Origin of the sequence: Cohnella massiliensis (assembly GCF_900169535.1) — a bacterium.
Lineage (GTDB): Bacteria > Bacillota > Bacilli > Paenibacillales > Paenibacillaceae > Cohnella > Cohnella algarum.
In genome coordinates, this window is record NZ_LT821259.1 from 1,737,775 (window position 1) to 1,758,368 (window position 20,594).

Annotated in this window: 19 protein-coding genes; 15 read left to right on the top strand and 4 right to left on the bottom strand. The window is 58.8% G+C overall.

What is annotated here, in order from left to right; translation table 11 throughout:
- Window positions 1-12 precede the first annotated feature (12 nt).
- The gene (locus tag B7E11_RS21905; protein ID WP_139787280.1) at window positions 13-597 is read right to left on the bottom strand and encodes an LLM class oxidoreductase; all 585 of its coding nucleotides are present in this window, start codon (window positions 595-597) and stop codon (window positions 13-15) included.
- A 262-nt stretch (window positions 598-859) separates the two neighbouring features.
- Between B7E11_RS21905 and B7E11_RS21910 the strand changes: the two genes are divergently transcribed.
- The 3 genes from B7E11_RS21910 to B7E11_RS21920 all read left to right on the top strand — a co-directional run bounded on the left by B7E11_RS21910 (window position 860) and on the right by B7E11_RS21920 (window position 3,293).
- Window positions 860-1,645 carry a methionine ABC transporter ATP-binding protein gene (locus B7E11_RS21910; protein WP_080838854.1) on the top strand — a complete coding sequence of 262 codons (786 nt, stop codon included), beginning with the start codon at window positions 860-862 and terminating at the stop codon, window positions 1,643-1,645.
- Window positions 1,642-2,310, top strand: coding sequence for a methionine ABC transporter permease (locus B7E11_RS21915; RefSeq protein ID WP_080838856.1), 669 nt, complete (start codon window positions 1,642-1,644; stop codon window positions 2,308-2,310). Before B7E11_RS21910 ends, B7E11_RS21915 begins: the two co-directional genes overlap by 4 nt.
- Window positions 2,311-2,375: 65 nt before the next feature.
- Window positions 2,376-3,293, top strand: a complete 918-nt coding sequence (locus B7E11_RS21920; RefSeq protein WP_080838858.1) for a MetQ/NlpA family ABC transporter substrate-binding protein — start codon at window positions 2,376-2,378, stop codon at window positions 3,291-3,293.
- Window positions 3,294-3,404: 111 nt separating this feature from the next.
- On the opposite strand, the gene B7E11_RS21925 is transcribed toward B7E11_RS21920, so the two are convergent.
- Window positions 3,405-4,961 carry an ABC-F family ATP-binding cassette domain-containing protein gene (locus B7E11_RS21925; RefSeq protein WP_080838860.1) on the bottom strand — a complete coding sequence of 519 codons (1,557 nt, stop codon included), beginning with the start codon at window positions 4,959-4,961 and terminating at the stop codon, window positions 3,405-3,407.
- Window positions 4,962-5,135: 174 nt separating this feature from the next.
- On the opposite strand from B7E11_RS21925, the gene B7E11_RS21930 reads away from it, so the two are divergent.
- Window positions 5,136-5,651, top strand: a complete 516-nt coding sequence (locus B7E11_RS21930) for a cyclase family protein (RefSeq protein WP_080838861.1) — start codon at window positions 5,136-5,138, stop codon at window positions 5,649-5,651.
- Here B7E11_RS21930 and B7E11_RS21935 read toward each other — a convergent pair.
- Window positions 5,629-6,540 carry an AraC family transcriptional regulator gene (locus B7E11_RS21935; protein ID WP_080838863.1) on the bottom strand — a complete coding sequence of 304 codons (912 nt, stop codon included), beginning with the start codon at window positions 6,538-6,540 and terminating at the stop codon, window positions 5,629-5,631. The genes B7E11_RS21930 and B7E11_RS21935 overlap by 23 nt on opposite strands.
- 129 nt (window positions 6,541-6,669) lie before the next feature.
- On the opposite strand from B7E11_RS21935, the gene B7E11_RS21940 reads away from it, so the two are divergent.
- The 9 genes from B7E11_RS21940 to B7E11_RS21980 all read left to right on the top strand — a co-directional run bounded on the left by B7E11_RS21940 (window position 6,670) and on the right by B7E11_RS21980 (window position 15,726).
- Window positions 6,670-7,728: a Gfo/Idh/MocA family protein gene (locus B7E11_RS21940; RefSeq protein WP_080838865.1), complete on the top strand. Its 1,059-nt coding sequence runs from the start codon at window positions 6,670-6,672 to the stop codon at window positions 7,726-7,728.
- Entirely contained in the window at window positions 7,725-8,600 is an 876-nt protein-coding gene (locus B7E11_RS21945; RefSeq protein WP_080838867.1) for a sugar phosphate isomerase/epimerase family protein, read from the top strand. The genes B7E11_RS21940 and B7E11_RS21945 overlap by 4 nt, the downstream gene beginning before the upstream one ends.
- Window positions 8,597-9,469 (top strand): sugar phosphate isomerase/epimerase family protein, encoded by an 873-nt coding sequence (locus B7E11_RS21950; RefSeq protein WP_080838868.1) that lies wholly within the window; start codon window positions 8,597-8,599, stop codon window positions 9,467-9,469. Before B7E11_RS21945 ends, B7E11_RS21950 begins: the two co-directional genes overlap by 4 nt.
- A gap of 721 nt (window positions 9,470-10,190) precedes the next feature.
- On the top strand, window positions 10,191-10,619 hold the full coding sequence (locus tag B7E11_RS21955) for a DUF6157 family protein (protein ID WP_080838871.1): 429 nt from the start codon (window positions 10,191-10,193) through the stop codon (window positions 10,617-10,619).
- A gap of 15 nt (window positions 10,620-10,634) precedes the next feature.
- Window positions 10,635-11,678, top strand: a complete 1,044-nt coding sequence (locus B7E11_RS21960) for an alpha/beta fold hydrolase (protein WP_139787281.1) — start codon at window positions 10,635-10,637, stop codon at window positions 11,676-11,678.
- A 264-nt stretch (window positions 11,679-11,942) separates the two neighbouring features.
- Window positions 11,943-13,112, top strand: a complete 1,170-nt coding sequence (locus B7E11_RS21965; protein ID WP_213084148.1) for an ABC transporter substrate-binding protein — start codon at window positions 11,943-11,945, stop codon at window positions 13,110-13,112.
- 49 nt (window positions 13,113-13,161) lie between these two features.
- Window positions 13,162-14,190 (top strand): FecCD family ABC transporter permease, encoded by a 1,029-nt coding sequence (locus tag B7E11_RS21970; RefSeq protein ID WP_213084149.1) that lies wholly within the window; start codon window positions 13,162-13,164, stop codon window positions 14,188-14,190.
- Window positions 14,191-14,193: 3 nt separating this feature from the next.
- Window positions 14,194-14,955 (top strand): ABC transporter ATP-binding protein, encoded by a 762-nt coding sequence (locus tag B7E11_RS21975; protein ID WP_080838875.1) that lies wholly within the window; start codon window positions 14,194-14,196, stop codon window positions 14,953-14,955.
- A gap of 36 nt (window positions 14,956-14,991) precedes the next feature.
- The gene (locus B7E11_RS21980; protein ID WP_080838876.1) at window positions 14,992-15,726 is read left to right on the top strand and encodes a class I SAM-dependent methyltransferase; all 735 of its coding nucleotides are present in this window, start codon (window positions 14,992-14,994) and stop codon (window positions 15,724-15,726) included.
- Window positions 15,727-15,771: 45 nt separating this feature from the next.
- Here B7E11_RS21980 and B7E11_RS21985 read toward each other — a convergent pair whose 3' ends face one another.
- On the bottom strand, window positions 15,772-16,773 hold the full coding sequence (locus B7E11_RS21985) for a MerR family transcriptional regulator (RefSeq protein ID WP_080840935.1): 1,002 nt from the start codon (window positions 16,771-16,773) through the stop codon (window positions 15,772-15,774).
- Window positions 16,774-17,069: 296 nt separating this feature from the next.
- On the opposite strand from B7E11_RS21985, the gene B7E11_RS21990 reads away from it, so the two are divergent.
- Together B7E11_RS21990 and B7E11_RS21995 are read left to right on the top strand one after the other, a co-directional pair.
- A complete protein-coding gene (locus B7E11_RS21990) occupies window positions 17,070-18,356 on the top strand; it encodes an amidohydrolase (RefSeq protein ID WP_080838878.1) in 1,287 nt (428 codons plus the stop codon).
- 150 nt (window positions 18,357-18,506) lie between these two features.
- Entirely contained in the window at window positions 18,507-20,576 is a 2,070-nt protein-coding gene (locus B7E11_RS21995) for a bifunctional aldolase/short-chain dehydrogenase (protein ID WP_080838880.1), read from the top strand.
- Window positions 20,577-20,594: the final 18 nt, after the last annotated feature.

Consider the following 20,594-nt stretch of genomic DNA (forward strand, 5'->3'; position numbering starts at 1 on the left):
CGGTCGCTTGCGCTATTTCCGGCTTTCCGCGCGAGGTTGCCGGGCGTAACGGTTTTCGGGGACGGGGAGCCCCAAATGCTCGCGCAAGGTGGCGCCTTCGTACTCCGTCCGGAACAGGCCGCGCCGCTGCAGGATCGGCACGACGCCGTCGACGAATCGTTCCAGGCCGCCGGGAAGGGACGGCGCTATCAGCATGAAACCGTCGGCCGCCCGTTCGGCGAACCAGCGCTCGAGCGTATCCGCGATTTTCTCCGGCGTGCCGACGAGCCCGTCGTCGCTGAAGGAACCGGTAAGCAGGGAGTAGACTTCGCGGAGCGTCGGGTTATCTCTCGCGATGACGGGCCGGTGTTTGCGGTAATCGGATTTGTCCAGCTCCAGCCGGTCCAGTCCCGCGTCTTTGGCCCGGTCGTCCAGGGTCAGGCCCTCAAAGTCGACGCCGGGGAAATAATCGGACAAAAAGCTCAGGCCCGTCGCCTCGGGGATCAGCGCCTCCAGCCGCTCCCTTTCCGCCCGGGCCTCGGCATCGGTGCCGCCGATAATCGGGGAAATTCCTTGCAAAACGTAAACCCGGTCCGGATCCCGTCCGGCGGCGGCCACTTTGCTTTTAAACTCCCGGTAAAAGGTTCCGCTCCTTAAATATAAGTTATTTTATTGGAAAAGTATAATTAAACTTGATTGCTTTGAAAAGACATTGACAGAATCAGGGAAGTGAATTAAAGTATATTAAAACCATTGGAATAGTTTATTTTAAAAGTTGACCAGACGAACTGGAAACTGAGCGATCGTTTGCCGCCTGCGGACGATAAAGCTTGGTTTTTTTCGTTTTGCTTGAAATCTCAGGGAAAGGAAGTGGGCATGCATGATTGTCGTCGAGCGGCTCAGCAAAACGTACAAAACGCCGCAAGGCCGGTTCACGGCTTTGGACGGCATCGATCTGCACGTGCGCAAGGGCGATATTTACGGAATCATCGGCGCGAGCGGCGCGGGGAAGTCGACGCTGATCCGCTGCCTGAACCGGCTGGAGGAGCCGGATTCCGGAAGCGTCGCGATCGGCGGGCAGGAGATTACGAGACTGAACGGGAAAGCACTGCGGCTGGCCCGACAAAAAATCGGCATGATTTTTCAGCAGTTCAACCTTCTCGACGCCAGGACGGTATACGAGAATATCGCGTTTCCGCTCGTCGTGGCGGGTCATTCCAAGGAAAAAATCAGGCGGCGCGTGCGGGAGCTTCTGGAGCTCGTCCAGCTTTCGGACAAGGAAAAAGCGTATCCGGCCCAGCTCAGCGGCGGGCAGAAGCAGCGGGTGGGCATCGCCAGAGCGCTGGCAAACGATCCCGACGTTCTGCTTTGCGACGAGGCGACGTCGGCGCTCGATCCGGAAACGACGTTTTCGATCCTGGAGCTGCTGAAGCGGATCAACCGCCAGCTTCATCTCACGATCGTGCTGATCACGCACGAGCTCGACGTGCTTCAGCACATTTGCAACCGGATGGCGGTGATCGAACGGGGGAAAATCGTCGAGACCGGCACCGTCGACAAGCTGTTCGCGAGCCCCGAAAGCGAAACGGCACGGCGCTTTGTCGGCATCGCGCAAATGGTTAACGGAAGCCGATTTCCGGCGGAAGAGCGGCGGGCGGCGACATGAGGGAAGATTTGCCGGGCTTGCTGAGGGAAGGTTTGACCGAAACGCTGTACATGGTGTTCTGGTCTTCGCTGTTCGCGACCGCTCTCGGGCTGCTGCTCGGGATCGTCCTGGTCGCGACCGAAAAGGGAGGCATTATGCCGCTGCCCGTCCTGCACAAGGTCGCGGGCACGGTCATCAACACGGTGCGTTCGCTGCCGTTCATCATTTTGATCATTTTGCTGCTGCCGCTGTCGAGGCTGTTGATCGGCACGACGCTGGGCCCGACGGCGGCGATCGTCTCGCTTTCGATCGGCGCCGCGCCGTTTCTCGCGCGCATTATCGAAAATTCGCTCAAGGAAGTGGAAGCGGGCAAAATCGAAGCGGCGAAGTCCGTCGGCGCATCTCCGCTCGCGATTATATTCCGGGTGCTCATTCCCGAAGCGCTGCCGGCGCTCGTGCGGGGGATGACGATCGCGGTGATCGCGATCACCGAGTTTACGGCCGTCGCGGGCGCGATCGGGGCCGGGGGCCTCGGCAGCCTGGCGGTGCGGTTCGGGTACCAGCGGTTCCGCGAGGATGTTTTGTTTGCGACGGTCATCGTCATTATTTTGCTCGTTCAGATCGTCCAATGGACCGGGGACTGGACGGCAAAGTCGATCCAGCGCCGAAGGTTCAAACAGGAGTAGCGAATGATCGATTTCGGCAACGCGCTTGGCTTTACATATTACGATAAAAGACAGGAGAGGAACGTATGTCCAAGAAAAAACGGTTTTTCGTCCCAGCGCTTGTTTTGTTAATGGCGGTGTTGATTTCGGCCTGCGGTGCCGGCAATGGCGATTCGTCCGCTTCGCCTTCGGCCCCCGCGACCGAATCCGCCTCGCCTTCGCCGAGCGGCTCGTCTTCGTCCGGAGCATCCGAGACCCCGGCTTCGTCCGAAACGCCGGCCGAACCCGCGGTTTTGAAGGTAGGAGCGGCGCCGGTTCCCCATGCGGAAATCCTGGAATTCGTGAAGCCGGTTCTGAAAGAACAAGGCGTCGAGCTGGAAATCGTCGTGTTCGACGACGAAGGCCAATTGAACCCCGCGCTGAAGGACGGCCAGATCGACGCGAACTATTTTCAGCATGTTCCGTATTTGGATTCCGTCAAGAATGAGCAAGGCTACGATTTTGCCGTCACGACGAAGGTGCACGTCGAGCCGATCGGTTTTTATTCGGAAAAGGCCCAATCGAAGGACGAGTTGCGGGACGGGGCCGAAATCGGCATTCCGAACAATCCGTCCAACGAATACCGGGCACTGGTGCTGCTGGAGAAGCAAGGGCTGATCAAGCTAAAGGAAGGGTTGACGACGTACGAGGCGACCCCGAAAGACATCGTCGACAATCCGAAAAACCTGAAATTCCGCGAAGTCGATTCCGCCGCGCTGCCGCGCGTGCTGCCGGACCTTGACGGGGCGGTCATCAACACGAACCTCGTCCTGGAAGCCGGCATCGATCCGAACGCGGCGCTGTTCCGCGAGGATGCAGATTCCCCGTACGCCAACGTCATCGTCGTCAGAAGCGGGGACGAGAACGAAGAAGCGATCCGTAAACTCGACGCGGCTCTGACGTCGCCCGAGGTCAAAGCGTTCATCGAGGAGAAGTACGGCGTCGCGGTCGTGCCGGCGTTTTAAGCGGGCGCGCGATCGGCTCGAAATCCGTTCGATTGCCGCGCCGACATTTACGTGCCGCGCAATTTAAATCAAAGTCCCGGCGGTTCATGCTGCCGGGGCTTTTTCCGCGCTTCAGAACACCTTCGTCGTCCACGACTCGCAGTTCCAGACGTCGGTCGCGACATCCCGGTAAAATTCCGGCTCGTGGCTGATGAGCAGAACGCTTCCTTTATAAGCGCGCAGGGCGCGCTTCAGCTCTTCCTTCGCGTCGACGTCGAGATGGTTGGTCGGTTCGTCGAGGACGAGCACGTTCGTCTCCCGGTTGATGAGCTTGCACAGCCGGACCTTCGCTTTTTCGCCGCCGCTGAGAACGGAAATCTTGCTTTCGATATGCTTCGTCGTCAGCCCGCACTTGGCGAGAGCGGCGCGCACCTCGAATTGCGACATCGCCGGGAATTCGTCCCACACCGCCTCGATGCACGTCATGTCGGTTCCGCTCTTCATCTCCTGCTCGAAATAGCCGACGAGCAAGTTGTCGCCGCGCTCGACGGAGCCGGACAAAGCCGGAATTTCTCCGAGCAGGCTGCGCAGCAGCGTCGTTTTGCCGATGCCGTTCGCGCCGACGACGGCGATTTTCTGGCCGCGCTCCATGGCGAGGTCGATCGGACGGCACAGCGGCTCGTCATAGCCGATGACAAGGCTTTTCGCCTCGAAAATAAACCGCCCGGACGTCCGGCCCTCCTTGAACTGAAACTGGGGCTTCGGCTTTTCCTTGGCGAGCTCGATGATCTCCATGCTGTCCAGCTTCTTCTGCCGGGACATCGCCATGTTGCGCGTCGAGACGCGAGCCTTGTTGCGCGCGACGAAATCCTTCAAATCGGCGATTTCCTGCTGCTGGCGCTTGTAGGCCGATTCCAGCTGCTGCTTTTTGGCCTCGTGCTGCTGCAGGAACGTGTCGTAGTCGCCGACGTACCGGTTCAGCTCCTGATTTTCCATATGATAAATCAGGTTGACGACGCTGTTCAAAAAAGGAATGTCGTGCGAAATGAGGATAAACGCGTTTTCGTAAGCCTGCAAATACCGCTTCAGCCATTCGATGTGCGCTTCGTCCAGGTAGTTGGTCGGTTCGTCGAGCAGCAGGATGTCGGGCTTTTCCAGCAACAGCTTCGCGAGCAGCACCTTCGTCCGCTGGCCGCCGCTGAGGTCGTGCACGTCCCGGTCGAGCCCGATATCGTTCAGGCCCAGGCCCTTCGCCACTTCCTCGACCTTCGCGTCGATCATGTAGAAGTCGTTGTTCGTCAGCAGATCCTGGATCGTCCCGACCTCTTCCAGCAGCGCCTCCAGCTCCTCGGGGGAGGCGGCGCCCATTTTCTCGTACATTTCGTTCATCTGCGCTTCCAGGTCCGTCAAATACCGGAAGGCGCTTTTCAGAACGTCGCGGATCGTCATCCCTTTTTGCAGCACGGAATGCTGGTCGAGGTAGCCGACCCGGACGTTTTTCGCCCATTCGATTTTGCCGGCGTCGGGTTCGAGCTTGCCCATGACCGTGTTCATGAACGTCGATTTGCCTTCGCCGTTGGCGCCGATCAGCCCGACGTGCTCGCCCTTCAGCAGGCGGAACGAGACGTCGTTGAAGATCGCGCGGTCGCCGAAGCCGTGGGACAAATTTTTGACCGTTAAAATGCTCATCTACTTGCACACCTTTTTCGAGAATATGAGATTCATACGCGCAGCTTTTAACATTATAGATCGGCAAAGGGCGAAAACTCAACGAAATTGCGGGAAAACGGCTGCAACGGCCGGGCGGCGATTGTAAAATGAAGCTTAATGAAGTTCACGCAGCTTGAGAAGGAGACGAGAACGATGGCCGTTATCGATTTATCGATTCCGATCCGGTCGGGCATGCCGGTGTATCCCGGCGATCCGGAGGTGGAGGTGCGAATCGTCCGAACGAGGGAGAGCCACGGCTGGGAACTGAGGCAAATGACGCTCGGCACGCATACGGGCACGCATGTCGACGCGTTTTCCCACATGCACGCGGGAGGCACGCCGATCGACCGCATGCCGCTCGAACGGTTTTTCGGCAAGGCGCAAGTCGTGCGTCCGGACGGAGCCTGGCCGCGGGATGGGGGGCTTTTTTTCAAGGAAGAGATCGGGGTCGGGCTTTTCGAAGGGCTGGCGCGGCTTCGCCCGCCGTTCGTCGGCGGGGAGCTGACCGAGGAGCTGGAGCGGGCACTGCTCGGCGCCGGCATCGTCACGTACACGTCGCTTGCGAATTTGGAGCGGCTTCCGGAGGAGACGGATTTCATGTTTTACGGCTTTCCGCTCGCGATCGAGAACGGGGACGGCTCTCCGGTCAGGGCGGTGGCGGTGCTGTAACCTGTCCCAAATCCGTTTCCGCGGCCATCTTGCGCCATTCGGTCGGCGGCAGGCCGTTCATTTTTTTGAACATGCGGCTGAAGTAATAGATGTCGTGAAAACCGGTCATTTCCGCGATTTCCGAAATCGTCTGCGTCGTATTGCGAAGGAGCTGCTCCGCGTTGCTGAGGCGAATCCAGGCAATGTATTCGGTAATCGTCCGGCCGGTAACCGCCTTGAACAGCCGCCCGAAGTGGTACCGGCTAAGTCCCGCCATGCCGGCCAGCATATGGACGTGGAGCGGGTCGGCATAATGCGTCTCCATATAGGCCAGCACCGGGGCGAGGCGTTCGAGATTTTTGGTCCGGAGACGGTCTTCGTTTTCCGTCAGCACCTGCGCCACGTCGCGGCGGATCAGCAGCGTCAAAATCCGGTACAGATGCGACTTGACCGAAAGCTCGAAGCCCATCTCGCGCCCGCGCAGTTCGCCCACGATCGCGACGATCAGGCCGCCGATTTCCTCGCTGCACGAGCTGCTGTGCCGAAACAGCAGGCGATTGTCGGCGACGGAAGAGATGTATTTGGACTCGGCCGCGTCCGGCGTCGGGCTTTGCAGCAAAATCGGGTCCGCGATCAGCGCGTAATAGGCCAAATCGTCGGACAGGCACGTTCCGCTGTGCAAATCGTTGCTGTTGATGACGATCACGTCGCCGGCCTCCATCGCGAGCGGCACGGAATTGCATTCGATGTGCGCTTTGCCGGCAACGCAGTACAAAATTTCGATATGCTTGTGCCAATGGTTCGGAAACAACAGCTGACCGGTCCGAAACGAAGCCGAAAAGTGGACCTTGATCGGAAAATGGGGGTCGGGCATATCCATCGGCTCCAGCAGCGCCGCGGGTCTTCTCATGACGGTCACCTCGCTCGCAAATCGCACAATCGTCCAAATAAAGCGCAATCCGGTTCATGGCTGACCGGCTCTCTCATCTCATAATATCAAATCAGTTGGCCAATACCCAGCAGAGGAGAATGGGAAGCTATGAAAACGGTCAAAGTCGCGGTCATCGGAACGGGCTCGATTTCCGATTCGCACCTGCAATCCTACACGCGCAACCCGGGCGCGGAGCTTATCGCGGTATGCGACCTGAACGCCGAACGCGCCAAGAAAAAAGCGGAGCAATTCGGAGCCGCCAAAAGCTACAGCGATTATAAGGAGCTGCTTGCCGATCCCGATATCGACGCGGTCAGCATTTGCACCTGGAACAATACGCACGCCGAGATCGCGATCGCGGCGCTGCGGGCGGGCAAGCACGTATTGGTCGAAAAGCCCGTGTCGACGACGGTAGAGGAAGCGCTGCGCATCCAGGAGGCGGTCCGGGAGACGGGCAAGCTGCTGATGGTCGGCTACGTTCGCCGTTACGACCCGAACGCGCAAATGCTGCGCAAATTCGTCGAGCAGGGAGAGTTCGGCGAAATTTATTACGCCAAAGCTTCCGCGCTGCGCCGGCACGGCAACCCGGGCGGCTGGTTCGCGGACCGCTCGCGTTCGGGCGGGGGGCCGCTCATCGACATCGGCGTGCACATGATCGACCTGTGCTGGTACATGATGGGCAAGCCGAAGCCGATTACCGTCAGCGGCAACACGTACCACAAGCTCGGCAACCGCGCGAACGTCACCAGCCTGTCGCATTACAAGGCCGCGGATTGGGATCCGGCCTTCAACACGGTCGAGGATCTGGCCAGCGCGCTGATCCGGTTCGAAAACGGCGCAAGCCTCCAGGTGGACGTCAGCTTCGCGCTTCACGCCAAATCGAACGAAGCCTCCGTCAAGCTCTACGGCGATAAAGGCGGCTTCGAAATCGATCCGGAAATCGTCATGGTGACGGAAAAGAACGATACGATTTTGAACATTGTACCGCAAACCGACCACAAAAGCTTCGACTTCGCAGGCGCGTTCCAAAGCGAGATCGACCATTTCGTCGAATGCGTGAGAGAGGGACGCCAGCCGATCAGCCCGATCGAGGACGGCGTCGAAATGATGAAAATATTGAACGCGGTGTACGAATCGTCCGAGCGCAAAGAGGAGATCCGGCTATGAAAATCGGCGTAAGCACGTACAGTCTGTTCGGCGCGATTCGCGCGGGCGAGCTGACCGTTCCCGAAGCGATCGCCTACATCGCGGAAATCGGCGGGGAGCATGCGGAAATCGTGCCGGTCGGCTTTTCGCTGACGGACAACCCGGAGCTGATCGAGGCGATTCGGAGCCAGGCGGCAGCAAGCGGCATCGAGCTGTCCAATTACGCGATCGGCGCCAACTTCTGCGGCTTGTCGGACGATGCGTTCGAGGCGGAAATCGACCGGGTGAAAAAAGAAGTCGACATCGCGCGCCGTCTCGGCGTGAAGCTGATGCGGCACGACGCGGCTTCGTCCGACGATTTGTCGATCCGCAATTTTTTGGGCGAGCTGCCGCGGGTTGCGGAAGCCTGCCGCCGGATCGCGGAATATGCCGCAGGCTTCGGCATCACGACGAGCGTCGAAAACCACGGCTATTTCACGCAAGCGAGCGACCGGGTGCAGGCGCTCATCCACGCGGTCGACCGTCCGAATTTCAAAACGACGCTCGATGTCGGAAACTTCATGTGCGCGGACGAGCAGCCGTCCGTCGCCGTCCGAAAAAACATCGGCTACGCCTCGATGGTGCACATCAAAGATTTTTACTGGCGGCCGAAAACGCGGGGCAATCCCGGCGAGGGCTGGTTCAAGACGGCCCACGGGCATTATTTGCGCGGCGCGATCGCGGGCAACGGCGACATCGACCTGCCGGACGTGTTGTCGATCATTCGCGAATCCGGTTATGACGGCTATTTGTCGCTGGAGTTCGAAGGGATGGAGGACTGCAAGCTCGGTTCCCGCATCGGGCTTGCCAACTTGAAGAAAATGTGGAGCGAAACGGAGGAGGCGTCCAAATGAACAACAAAATCGGCGTCATCGTCGACAGCTTCCGCGTCGGCGTGCGCGAAGGGCTCGTCAAAGCGAAGCAGGTCGGGGCGGAAGGCGTGCAAATTTACGCCGTGTCGGGCGAGATGGATCCCGATAACTTAAGCCCGGCCGCGCGCAAGGAATGGAAGGCGTACATCGAATCGCTCGGGCTCGACATTTCCGCGCTCGTCGGCGATCTGGCCGGGCACGGGTTCCAGGACAAGCGGGAAAATCCGGCGAAAGTCGAGAAGTCGAAACGGATTTTGGACCTGGCGGTCGAGCTGGGAACGAACGTGGTCACGACGCATATCGGCATCGTGCCGGAAGACGAAAACGGCGAAGTGTACCATTCGATGCTGACCGCCTGCCGCGAGTTGAGTGAATACGCGACGAGCATGAACGCCTATTTCGCGATCGAAACGGGGCCGGAAACGTCGGCCCATCTGAAAAGCTTCCTGGATAAACTCGGCTCCAAAGGCGTGTCGGTCAATTTCGATCCGGCCAACATGGTGATGGTGACGGGGGACGATCCGGTGCAGGGCGTTTACACGTTGAAGGATTACATCGTGCATACCCATGCCAAGGACGGCGTCCGCTTCCGTCCGATCGATCCCCGCGAAGTGTACGGCGCGCTCGGCTACGAAAAGCTCGACCACGACAAAATCGCCGAGGAGGCCGAATCCGGTTCGGCGTTCCGCGAAGTGCCGCTGGGCGAGGGCGGCGTGGATTGGCCGAACTATATCCGGGCGCTTCAGGATATCGGCTACGGCGGCTATTTGACGATCGAGCGGGAAGTCGGAGCGAAACCGGAGGCGGACATCGCCCAGGCGGTTCAATTTTTGCGGAAGTTCCGTTCGTAACGGGACGGCTGAGAGCGGCCGGGGGGGTGGCTCTTATACACATCTGACGCCGCCGACGATCCTACGCGGGGGGGCTGTCTGGGGAGGGTGCGCCGTGATAACCACACCAGGAGGTGTGAGAAACGGTGACTGCGTGTGGGCAGACTCCAGGGCAAGGCGGGGCAAAGCGGCGGGGAAAAGCAGCCGATCGCAACGCGCGAGCCGGCTATGCAGCCGAGGCGAACAGCGGCGAATCGCAACGAGCGGGTCGGCAATGTAGCCGGAGGCGAACAGCGGCGGATTGCAATGCGCGTGTAGGCTATTCAACGATACCATTTGTCTTCGCGCTACCGGGGACTTAGCGAATAACGGTCGGAACCAACCGGCCGTTATTTTTTAAATCTGTGAACATGTACGAGCAGGCATGCGGGCACAATCGCATTGTTCGGATAGCAGGAATATAGATCAGCGATACTCCCCCTCTAGCGATATTCCCCCTCATTTGGGTAAAATTTACTCATCTCACGGCCTGCGCACGCGCGCGAACGATCCATTTGAGTCGTGGCGACTCATCTCAGCCCGCCAAACGTAAACAGCCGCACGCAGTTGGGTAAAATTTACTCATTTCACGGCCTGCGCACGCGCGCTAACGATCCATTTGAGTCGTGGCGACTCAACTCAGCCCGCTATGCTTGAGTTTTTGCCGCGATTTGGTATACTGGCGCCAAAGGAGGGAGATCGGTTGAGTTACAAGGACACGCTGATTCTCATTTCGGAGGATTGCCCGGCTGAAGCCGGTATCGTCCCGCAAAGCGCGAAAGAAACAAAGCCGGCGCACGTCATTCAATACGAGCTGCTGTCGGCGAATCCTTACCGCTTCACCCACGAGGAGCTGCTGTTCGAGGTTCACGTCCGGCACAAGGGAATTCCGGAAGACAAAGCGGCGGCGGATCGCAGACTAATATGGGACGAGCTGTTCGGCAAGTCGCATCCGTGCCTCCGGGCGTCGATGCTGCCTAAAAAATTCGGCTGGGGCGTCCATTACGACGCCGAAGGCCGGATCGCCCTTTTGTTCGGGGCGGAATCTCCCGAGTACCAAAACTGGCTCGAGAACGAGGGCAAGGAGGGCAACCCGAAGCTGCTGCGCGCCATGCGGAACAAGCGGAAGTAAGGGAAAACGACGCGAGTGAACAGCAAAAAGAAGAAACGATGGAAGATCGCCGCCCTGCTTCTATTTCTCGTTATCGCCGCCGGATTTGTGTTCCCGACGTGGACGCCCCGGATCAAAGGCGCCGACAGCATCCATTTCTTAGGCCAAGTCCCGATTAACGGAGCCGGGCATGAGGTGATGATCCGGGGAACGGACAGAAGCAACCCGGTCGTCATCTTCGTTCACGGCGGCCCGGGCTGCTCCGAGATTCCTTATGTAAGAAAGTACCAGGATTTGCTTGAAGACGATTTTACGATCGTTCATTACGACCAGCGGGGAAGCGGGAAGTCGTACCATTTTTTCGAGGATTATTCGAACGTGACGGCGGAACTGCTCGTAGACGATTTGCTGGCGTTGACCGATTACGTCCGGGAGAAGCTTGGACAAGAGAAAGTGCTGCTGGTCGGCCACTCCTTCGGAACGAACATTTCGCTGCAGGCGGCTGCCGAAGCGCCCGACAAATATGCCGCTTATATCGGGATCGGCCAGGTGGCCGACACGGTGGAGAGCGAGCTGGACAGCCTGAATTATACGATCGGGCAGGCCGGACTCGCCGGCAACGCGAAAGACGCGGAACGGCTGGAACGGCTGAGGAGCGCGATCGAGAGCGGAGAAGAACGCACGCCGAGGGATCTGGTTCGAAAATACGGCGGCGCGGCAAGGCTTATCGACGACAACAGGGACTACTATACGGGCTTTCTGTTCAATCCCGAGTATAATTTGCTCGATGTCGTTCGATATTTGCGCGGCGTTGCCGTCACCCAAGAAAGGCTGCTTGAGGAGGAAGCGGGGAACAACATTACCGGAATCGTTCGCCAATTGGATATTCCCTTATATTTCGTTATGGGGAAATACGATTATATGACTTCCGCAAGTGCGGCCAAACATTACTTCGACCGCTTGGAGGCCCCCGAGAAGCAATTCGTTTTATTCGAAAAATCCGCCCATTATCCGCAATTCGAGGAAGAGGAACGGTTCGCCGAGTGGCTGAACGCAACATGGAATCATCTCGCTTCATAAAGCAGGATTTATCCCGACGCGCGTCTCCGAAGGAGCACGGCGCGTTTTTTTCGCGATTCAGAATGGATAAGTTTCTCCGATAAAAACGACATTCTCTGTCTCCCAGAACGGCGAAGACGTTTTTACTAGGTTTTCGCAAAAATAAGTTGCCGGAAGCTTCGTTAGTGTTACAATATAGAAAAAATGTGTTACGAAAATCGGTTGGACAGGTGGGGAATCACGCAAATGGGAAAGATACGCAATAGCATGACGAGGCTTGTCGCAATGGCGTTTGTTGCGCTCATGCTTGCGGCGGGGTGTTCGAGCCAAACGGTTAACGGTCCCTCGCAAGCGAGCGATTCCGCGCAAGCAAGCGATCCGTCTGCGGTTAACGGTTCGGCTGCGATCGTCTTTACGGACGTTGCGGGCAGGGAGGTTCGGCTGGACAAGCCGCCGGAAACGTTCATCGTCGCCAACTATATCGCCAATTTTATGATGGTGGGCGGCGCGGAAAGCCTGGACAAGGTCGTCGGAATGACGTTCGACGGCTGGGAAGATACGCGGTACGGCGAGTACAAGGTATTTACCGACGCGTTTCCGCGGATGAAAAGCGGCGATATCGTCAGCATCGGCGGGTATCACGACGACGTGCTGAACGCGGAGAAAATCGTTTCGCTCGAACCCGACGTCCTGCTGATGAACCTGTCGCAATACGCGGAAAACAATCCGCAAATCGCGACGTTCGAACAGGCGGGAATCGCCGTCGTCGTCCTGGATTACCATGCGCAAAAGCTGGAAAATCATACGAAGAGCACGGAAATTCTAGGGCTGCTGCTGGGCAGGGAACAAGTTGCCGAGGAGCAGAACGAAGCTTATATTGGCGCGATCGAGCAGGTAAACGAGCGGATCGCCGCGCTCCCCGAAGAGCAAAAGGGGAAAAAGGTTTACGTGGAGCTCGGAAACAAGGGCGTAGGCGAATACGGCAACAGCTACAGCGACTCGATGCTCTGGGGCGCGATCGTTCACAACGTCGGCGCCGACAATATGGGAGCGGGGATCGACGGGGGCTACGGCGTTCTGGACAAAGAGTTCGTAATCGCTTCGAACCCCGACGTTATCTTTATCGGCGGGTCGATTTGGTCGGACGACAGCGGCGGGGACCAGATGCGAATGGGATTTGCGGTCGACGAAGCGACGGCGCAAGAGCGGCTGGCCGGATTCGCTTCGAGACCGGAATGGAAGGACTTGAAAGCCGTCAAAAACGGAGAAGTTTACGGCGTCGATCACGGCAGCCTGCGCAATATGATCGATTATGCGTTTACCCAGTATATCGCCAAGGCGCTATATCCCGAAGCGTTTGCGGATATCGATCCGGCGAAGTCGATGCACGACTATTACGAGAAATACCTTCCGGAGCTGAACGATGACGGAACGTTCATGATTCGTTTGCGATAGTCGGTCCTATAGGGCGGATAACCAAATATGAGGAATGAAGGGCTGGCATGTGACCGAAAAATCGAATGGATACGCGGGCTTGAACCGAAGAAGGATGATGGCCGTCCTGATTTCGGCATTCGCCTTTGCGCTCGCGCTTGGGTTTGACCTCGCGGCGGGATCGTCGAACATGGCGTTCGCCGACCTGTTGAAGGCTTTGGCGGCCGGTCCGAACGGCGAAGGCGTTGCGAAAGTCGTCGTCTGGGATATTCGGCTGCCGATGACGCTGACGTGCGTATTCGTTGGGGCGTCGTTGGGAGTGGCGGGGCTCCAGCTGCAGACGATTACGAACAATCCGCTGGCCAGCCCCTATACGTTCGGGATTACGGCGAGCGCGAGCTTCGGCGCGGCGATCTCGATCACGACGGGCTTTGCGATCGCGGGGCAATTGTGGCTGGGGACCTCCTTGCTGGCGTTTTTGTTTGCCCTGCTCGTTTCCGTCTGCATTTATTACATGGGCAAGTTCCGCGGCATGTCGACGATGACGCTGATTTTAACCGGCATTATGATGAACTTCTTTTTTACCGCGCTGCAGCAATTTTTGCAGTATCGCGCCTCGCCCGAAATCGCGCAAATCATCTCCGGCTGGAGGTTCGGGAATTTGGCGCGTTCGACCTGGACAAGCGTCGCGGTCAGCGCGGCGTTTCTGCTCGTTTGCTCCATTGCCTTGATGCGGCGTTCCTGGAGGCTTACGGCGCTTTCGGCCGGGGAAGAGAAGGCGGAAAGCCTGGGCGTCAACGTCGAGAGGCTGCGTTTTTCGGTGTTTGTCATCAGCGCCGTGCTCATCTCGGGGGCCGTCTCGTTCATCGGGACCGTCGCCTTCGTCGGGCTGGTCGTTCCGCATTGCGCCCGCCTGCTGTCCGGAGACGACCAACGGTTTCTGCTGCCTCTTTCCATGCTGTTCGGGGGCATGCTGATGCTGCTGTCATCGATCGTCTCCAAGCTGCTGTCGGCCGGCTCGATGCTGCCGGTCGGAATCATTACTTCGATCGTCGGCGTGCCGTTCCTGTTTATACTCATTTTGAGGAAGAGAGACTGAGCGATGCTGAAATTAACCGTAGACAACTTAAGCGCGCAATATGCGGACCGGCGAATATTAAACCGAATCTCCGCGACGTTTCACGGCGGTCAAATGACGGCGGTCATCGGCCGGAACGGCGTCGGCAAGACGACCTTCATCAAAGCGATCGCGGGGCAGGTGAAAAGCGGCGGAACCGTTCGTCTGGCGGATGACGAAGCCGATACGGTCTACCCGCCGACGGACATTGCCTATTTGCCGCAGATCGGATCGGCGAGCACGAGATTGACGGTGTTCGAGATGGTGTTGCTGGGCTTGGTGAAAAATTTGCGCTGGCGGGTCGCCGAGGAGCAGATCGCCAGCGTTGCCCGGGTTCTGGAGGAGCTGAACCTGTCCGAATTGAGCCGACGTCCGTTCAACCATCTGAGCGGCGGGCAAAAACAGCTCGTGTCGATGGCCCAGTCCTTCGTATCGAGGCCGAGGGTGCTGCTGCTCGACGAGCCGACGAGCGCGCTCGATTTGCGGCATCAGCTGATCGTCATGGATTTGGCAAAGGAGTATACGAGGAAAACGGGGGCGATTACGATTTTCGTCGTTCACGATTTGATGCTGGCGTCAAGATACAGCGACCGGATGCTTCTGCTGGACGAGGCCCGCGTCAAAGCGCACGACACGCCGGAAAACGTGCTGGTTCCCGAAGTGTTGCAAAGCGTTTATAACGTCAAGGTCAGCGTCGAGAAAACGTCGCTGGGCTACTTGAACGTCGTGCCGGTCGCGCCGCTGTAAGGCGATCGTTTCGGCATAAAACAAAGGAGATGCGGGATGGAACTGGAAAAGATCAAGTCGTATTGGAACGAGCGGGCGGAAGGTTTTTCCCTCGCCAACCTGGAGCAGCTGCGAACCGACGCGAAAGACCACTGGCTTGCGGCGCTTCGGCAGCACGCCCCGCGGAAGGAAAAGCTCAAATGCCTGGATGTCGGGTGCGGCCCGGGCTTTTTGGCGATTTTGCTGGCGAAGGAGGGGCACGACGTCACCGCCGTCGATTATACCGAAAAGATGCTCGAACACGCGGCAAAAAACGCGGAAGCCGAGCGCGTCGCCATCGATCTTCGGCGAATGGACGCCCAGCAGCTCGCTTTTGAGGATAACAGCTTCGATTACATCGTCTCGAGGAATCTGACGTGGAACCTTGAATTTCCCGAACGCGCCTATGCGGAATGGCTGCGCGTGCTGAAGCCCGGAGGCCGAATATTGAATTTCGACGGCAATCACTACCTTCACCATTACGACCCGCTTTACAAGCAGTTCCGCGAATCCGGGGCCTATGCGGATCCTCACAAAAAGGAGCATCTCCAAGGCGTCGATACGGGCGTGATCGAGCGCATTTCGCGAAATTTGCCGCTGAGCAAAGTCGAGCGTCCCGCCTGGGACTTGTCCTTCTTCGCCCGCTCCGCCGCGAGGAAAATCGCGAGCGAGATCGAAAGGCGGTCGTTTGCGAACGAGGCCGGCCAACCCTGCTCGATCATTCAAAGCTTTTATGTTTGCGTCGAGAAATAGGAGCCGACAACCGAAAGCGTTGCGTTCGTCCCGCGTGCCCATTCGTTATTCCGCGCAGACGAGAAACAGCCGCTCGTTCAAGCGCCGGTACCGGACTTTGAAGCCGAAATCGGCGAACAGGAGGAGAAGGCCGGGAAGCGAGACGAGGTCGGCCCCGTTTTCGGTTTTGCCGGATTTTCGCCGGACTTCCGGCTCCGCCGTCATTAAATCCGCGATGCAAATGCGCCCGTGCGGCTTCAGCACGCGGCGCATTTCTTTGACCGCAAGCCGCTGCTGATCGCTTTCCAGATGGTGAAACGCAAAGCTGGACGCGATAAAATCGAATTTTTCGTCGAGAAAAGGGAGGGCGAGGAAATTGCCGAGCCTCGTCTCCATGGCGGGAAACTTCCGGCGGCAAATTTTCAGCATCTCTTTGGACTGGTCGACTCCGGCCATATCGGCGCCCCGTTCCGCCAGCTTGCCGGCCAGATTTCCCGTTCCCGTGCCGACGTCGAGCCCCCGTTCGCCCGCGGCCGGATTCATCCATTCGACGACCGATTGAAGCGCCGTTTCATAATCCCGGTACGTATCGGCGTCGATTCGCACCCGCTCGTCGTGGCCGGCCGCGAGCCGGTCGAAGTTCCACTTGTCGGTCCAACGGCTGCGGTGCTCCCGCAGACGCCGGGAACCTTCCGCCAGCCTGAAAATGTCGTCCAGCGGCAGCGTTTTCCGTTCCCGGACGATGCGGATCATGTCGTCGGTCGTCTCGATCATTTGCTTGATCTCCAGCCATTTGGCGAACAAAGCGGACCGCTGCAGCTCCAAATAATAGGGCAGCTCCTCGCTGCCGAGTTCTTCCATTTTGTCCAGCACGGCTTTCATGTCCTCGACGGACATGCCGGATTCCCGGAGCGAGACGATCGTCTGCAGCCGCCAAATATCCTGTTCGCCGAATTCGCGGTATCGGGTGTCCTCATCCTTTGCCGGCGCGATAAGCCCCTTTTCCTCGTAAAAGCGGATCGCTCTCGGCGTTATGCGCAGCTTTTCCGCCGCTTCCTTTATTTTCACCGGCATTCACCTTCCGTTTCTTCTTCTTATTGTAAACCTTCACCTTACGTGAAAGTAAAGGGCCGTGCGGCCGTTCCTTGCCTATTCCGCTGCGTAAACGCAAAGCGCCAGGCGGGCGTCTTTCGGCCGTTCCGTTGCGTGAATGCGGCCCGCGCCGCAGCGGCCTCTTGACATTCGCGTCAGGGAAGGGTGCACGATGGGAAAGGGTTCGACGATCAAAAAAACGGAGGGTGAACGCGCATGCGAACGCTGATCAAGCAAGCGACGATCGTGACGATGAAGGAGGGTGAACGCGCATGCGAACGCTGATCAAGCAAGCGACGATCGTGACGATGAAGGAGGAGGAACCGTTTGTCGGAGATATCCTGATCGAAGGGGATTCGATCGCGGAAATCGGATTCGCCATCGACGCGGCCGCGGATGAGGTCATCCCGGCGGACGGGATGGCGGCGATGCCGGGCCTGGTCAACGCTCACCAGCATTCGCCGATGAGCCTGCTGAGAGGCTTTTCCGACGATCTCAAGCTGATGGAATGGCTGGATCGAAAAATGCTTCCGGCCGAAGCGAGAATGACGCCGGAGGACATTTATTGGGGAGCGAAGCTCGGCATTGCCGAAATGATCAAATCGGGAACGACCGCTTTCGCCGACATGTACATTCATATGGACGAAATCGCGTTTGCCGTGGAGGAGACCGGAATCCGGGCTTCGCTGACGAGAGGGCTCGTATTCGCCGAGGACGACGGGGGCCGGAGGATGGCGGAAGCGCTGGAATTGATCGAACGCTGGTCGGGCAAGGCGGAGGGGAGAATCACGACGATGCTCGGCCCGCACTCGCCGTACATGTGTCCGCCGGAACCGCTGTCCCGCGTCATCAGGCTTGCCGAGGAAACGGGCGTGCCAATCCATATCCATTTGGCGGAAACGAAGGAAGAGACGGTCAAAATCCGCGACCGCTACGGCTTGACGCCGACCGAATATTTGGCGCATGCGGGCATGTTCGACCGGGCTCACGTACTGCTCGCGCACGGCGTCCATTTGAGCCGGAAGGACGTGCGGCTGCTCGCGGGCATGCGCGGCGGGGTTGCGCACAACCCGGTCAGCAATCTGAAGCTGGGCTGCGGCATCGCCCCGGTGACGGAGCTCCGGCATCAGGGCGTCGTCGTCGGGCTCGGCACGGACGGGGCGGGCAGCGCGACGAGCGTCGACATGTTCGAACAGATCAAGGCCGCCTCCTGGCTGCAAAAGCTGGATTACGGCGACCCGACCAAGCTTCCGGCGCGGCAGGCTTTGCGCATGGGCACGATCGAGGGAGCGAGGCTGCTTCGGATCGACGGGAGCGTCGGGACGCTGGAGAAGGGTAAAAAGGCGGACCTGATCCTGATCGACATGCGCAAGCCCCGTCTTCAGCCGGTCCACCGGCTCGAATCGCTGCTGGCGTACGGCGCCTGCGGGGCGGACGCGGACACGACGATCGTGAACGGCAAGCTGCTGATGCGCGGCCGGAAGCTGCTGACGATCGACGAAGACGAGCTGCTTCGGCAAGCCGCCCGCCGGGCCGTGCGAATCGTGGACGGGATTTGACAAACCGAAACGTGCAACAACCGAAACCGCCGGCATTCGAATCGGCGGTTTTATTTTTGTTTTTGTTTGAAATCTCATATTCAAAAATAAACAAAGATGATATAATCGAAACAAGCAAAAACAAAACCAACATTCGGAGGTTTTCTCAACATGGTACAAAGCTTGTGGGACTCTTCTAAAGCAGCCGAGCTTCAAAGCGGACTGGACCAGCTCGTTTACCGCTCGAACATCATCGGCGCGGATCGCCGCGTTTGCAACTGGGGCGGCGGCAACACGTCGGCCAAGACGATCGTGAAGGATTTCCGCGGCCGCGACGTCGAAGTCATGTACGTCAAAGGCAGCGGCTCCGACCTTGCCTCGATGAAAGCGGGCAATTTCACCGGCCTGCGCATGGACGACATCCGTCCGTTGTTCGAGCGCGACGAGATGAGCGACGAAGAAATGGTGGCTTATCTGGCGAACTGCATGATCGACGCCAAGCATCCTCGCGCTTCGATCGAAACGCTGCTGCACGCGTTCCTGCCGTTCAAGCACGTCGACCATACGCATCCGGATTCGATCATCAGCCTCTGCTGCGCGGATAACGGCAAAGAGCTGGCCAAGGAAATTTTCGGCGACCGCTTCGTCTGGGTTCCTTACGTGCGCCCGGGCTTCACGCTGTCCAAGATGATCGCGGAAGGCGTGCTGGCCAACCCGAAAGCCGAGCTCGTCCTGATGGAGAAACACGGCCTTGTCACCTGGGGCGAAACGTCCGAAGAAGCATATGCGCAAACGATCAAAATCATCAGCGAAGCCGAAGCGTTTATCGAAGCGCGCGTCAATGAGGCGAAGCTGTTCGGCGGCGCAAAGCATGCCCCGCTGCCGGCCGACGTCCGCCGCTCGATCGCGGCGCAAGTGATGCCGACGATTCGCGGCGCGGTCAGCGACGCGAAAAAAATGATCCTGTCGTTCGACGACGCGGACGACGTGCTCGCTTTCGTCGGCGGCCACGATTCCCCGAAGCTGTCGCAGGTCGGCGCCGCTTGCCCGGACCACCTCGTGCACACGAAGGTCGTGCCGCTGTTCGTCGACTGGACGCCTGACGCGGACGACGTCGAAGGCCTGAAACAAATTCTGAAAGAAAGCATCGCCGCATACAAAGAGCAGTACAAGGCGTACTTTGAACGCAACAAAAACGAAGGCGACGTCATGTTCGAAGCCGCTCCTCGCGTCATCCTGATTCCGGGCGTCGGCATGATCAACACGGGCAAGAGCTGGGCGATGTCCCAGGTAAGCGGCGCGCTCTACCACCGCGCGATTGCGGTCATGCGCGGCGCGACGGCGCTGGGCAACTTCGTCTCGCTCAGCGAAAACGAATCCTACAACGTCGAATACTGGCCGCTCGAGCTTTACAAGCTGTCCCTCGCTCCGCCGGAAGCCGAATTCTCCCGCCAGGTCGCGTTCATTACGGGCGGCGCGGGCGGCATCGGCAGCGAAACGGCCCGCCGTCTCGTGTCGGAAGGCGCGCACGTCGTGCTGGCCGACCTGAACCTTGAAGGCGGGGAGAAGGTCGCGGCCGAAATCAACGCGAAATACGGCGAAAACCGCGCGATCGCCGTCAAAATGGACGTCACGAGCGAGGAAGCGGTCCAGGCCGCTTACGCGCAAACGGCTCTTGCTTACGGCGGCGTCGACATCATCGTCAACAACGCCGGCCTCGCGACGTCCAGCCCGTTCGACGAAACGTCGCTCAAGGAATGGAGCCTGAACATGAACGTGCTCGGCACGGGCTACTTCCTCGTTGCCCGCGAGGCGTTCAAGCTGATGAAGGAGCAGGCTATCGGCGGCAGCATGGTGTTCATCGGCTCGAAGAACTCCGTTTACGCCGGCAAAAACGTCACCGCCTACAGCTCCGCGAAAGCGCTGGAAGCGCATCTGGCCCGCTGCATCGCGGCCGAGGGCGGCGAGTTCGGCATTCGCGTCAACACGATTTTGCCGGACGCGATTTTGCAAGGCTCCGCCATCTGGAACAGCAACTGGCGCAACGAACGCGCCGCGGCGTACGGCATCGAGCCGGACCAGCTGGAAGAGTACTACCGCAAGCGCACGACGCTGCTCGTCAACATTTATCCGCGCGATATCGCGGAGGGCGTCGCGTTTTTCGCCTCCTCGAAATCGGCGAAAACGACGGGCTGCATGCTGACGATCGACGGCGGCGTGCCGGCGGCGTTCACGAGATAATCGCCATTATTATGCATA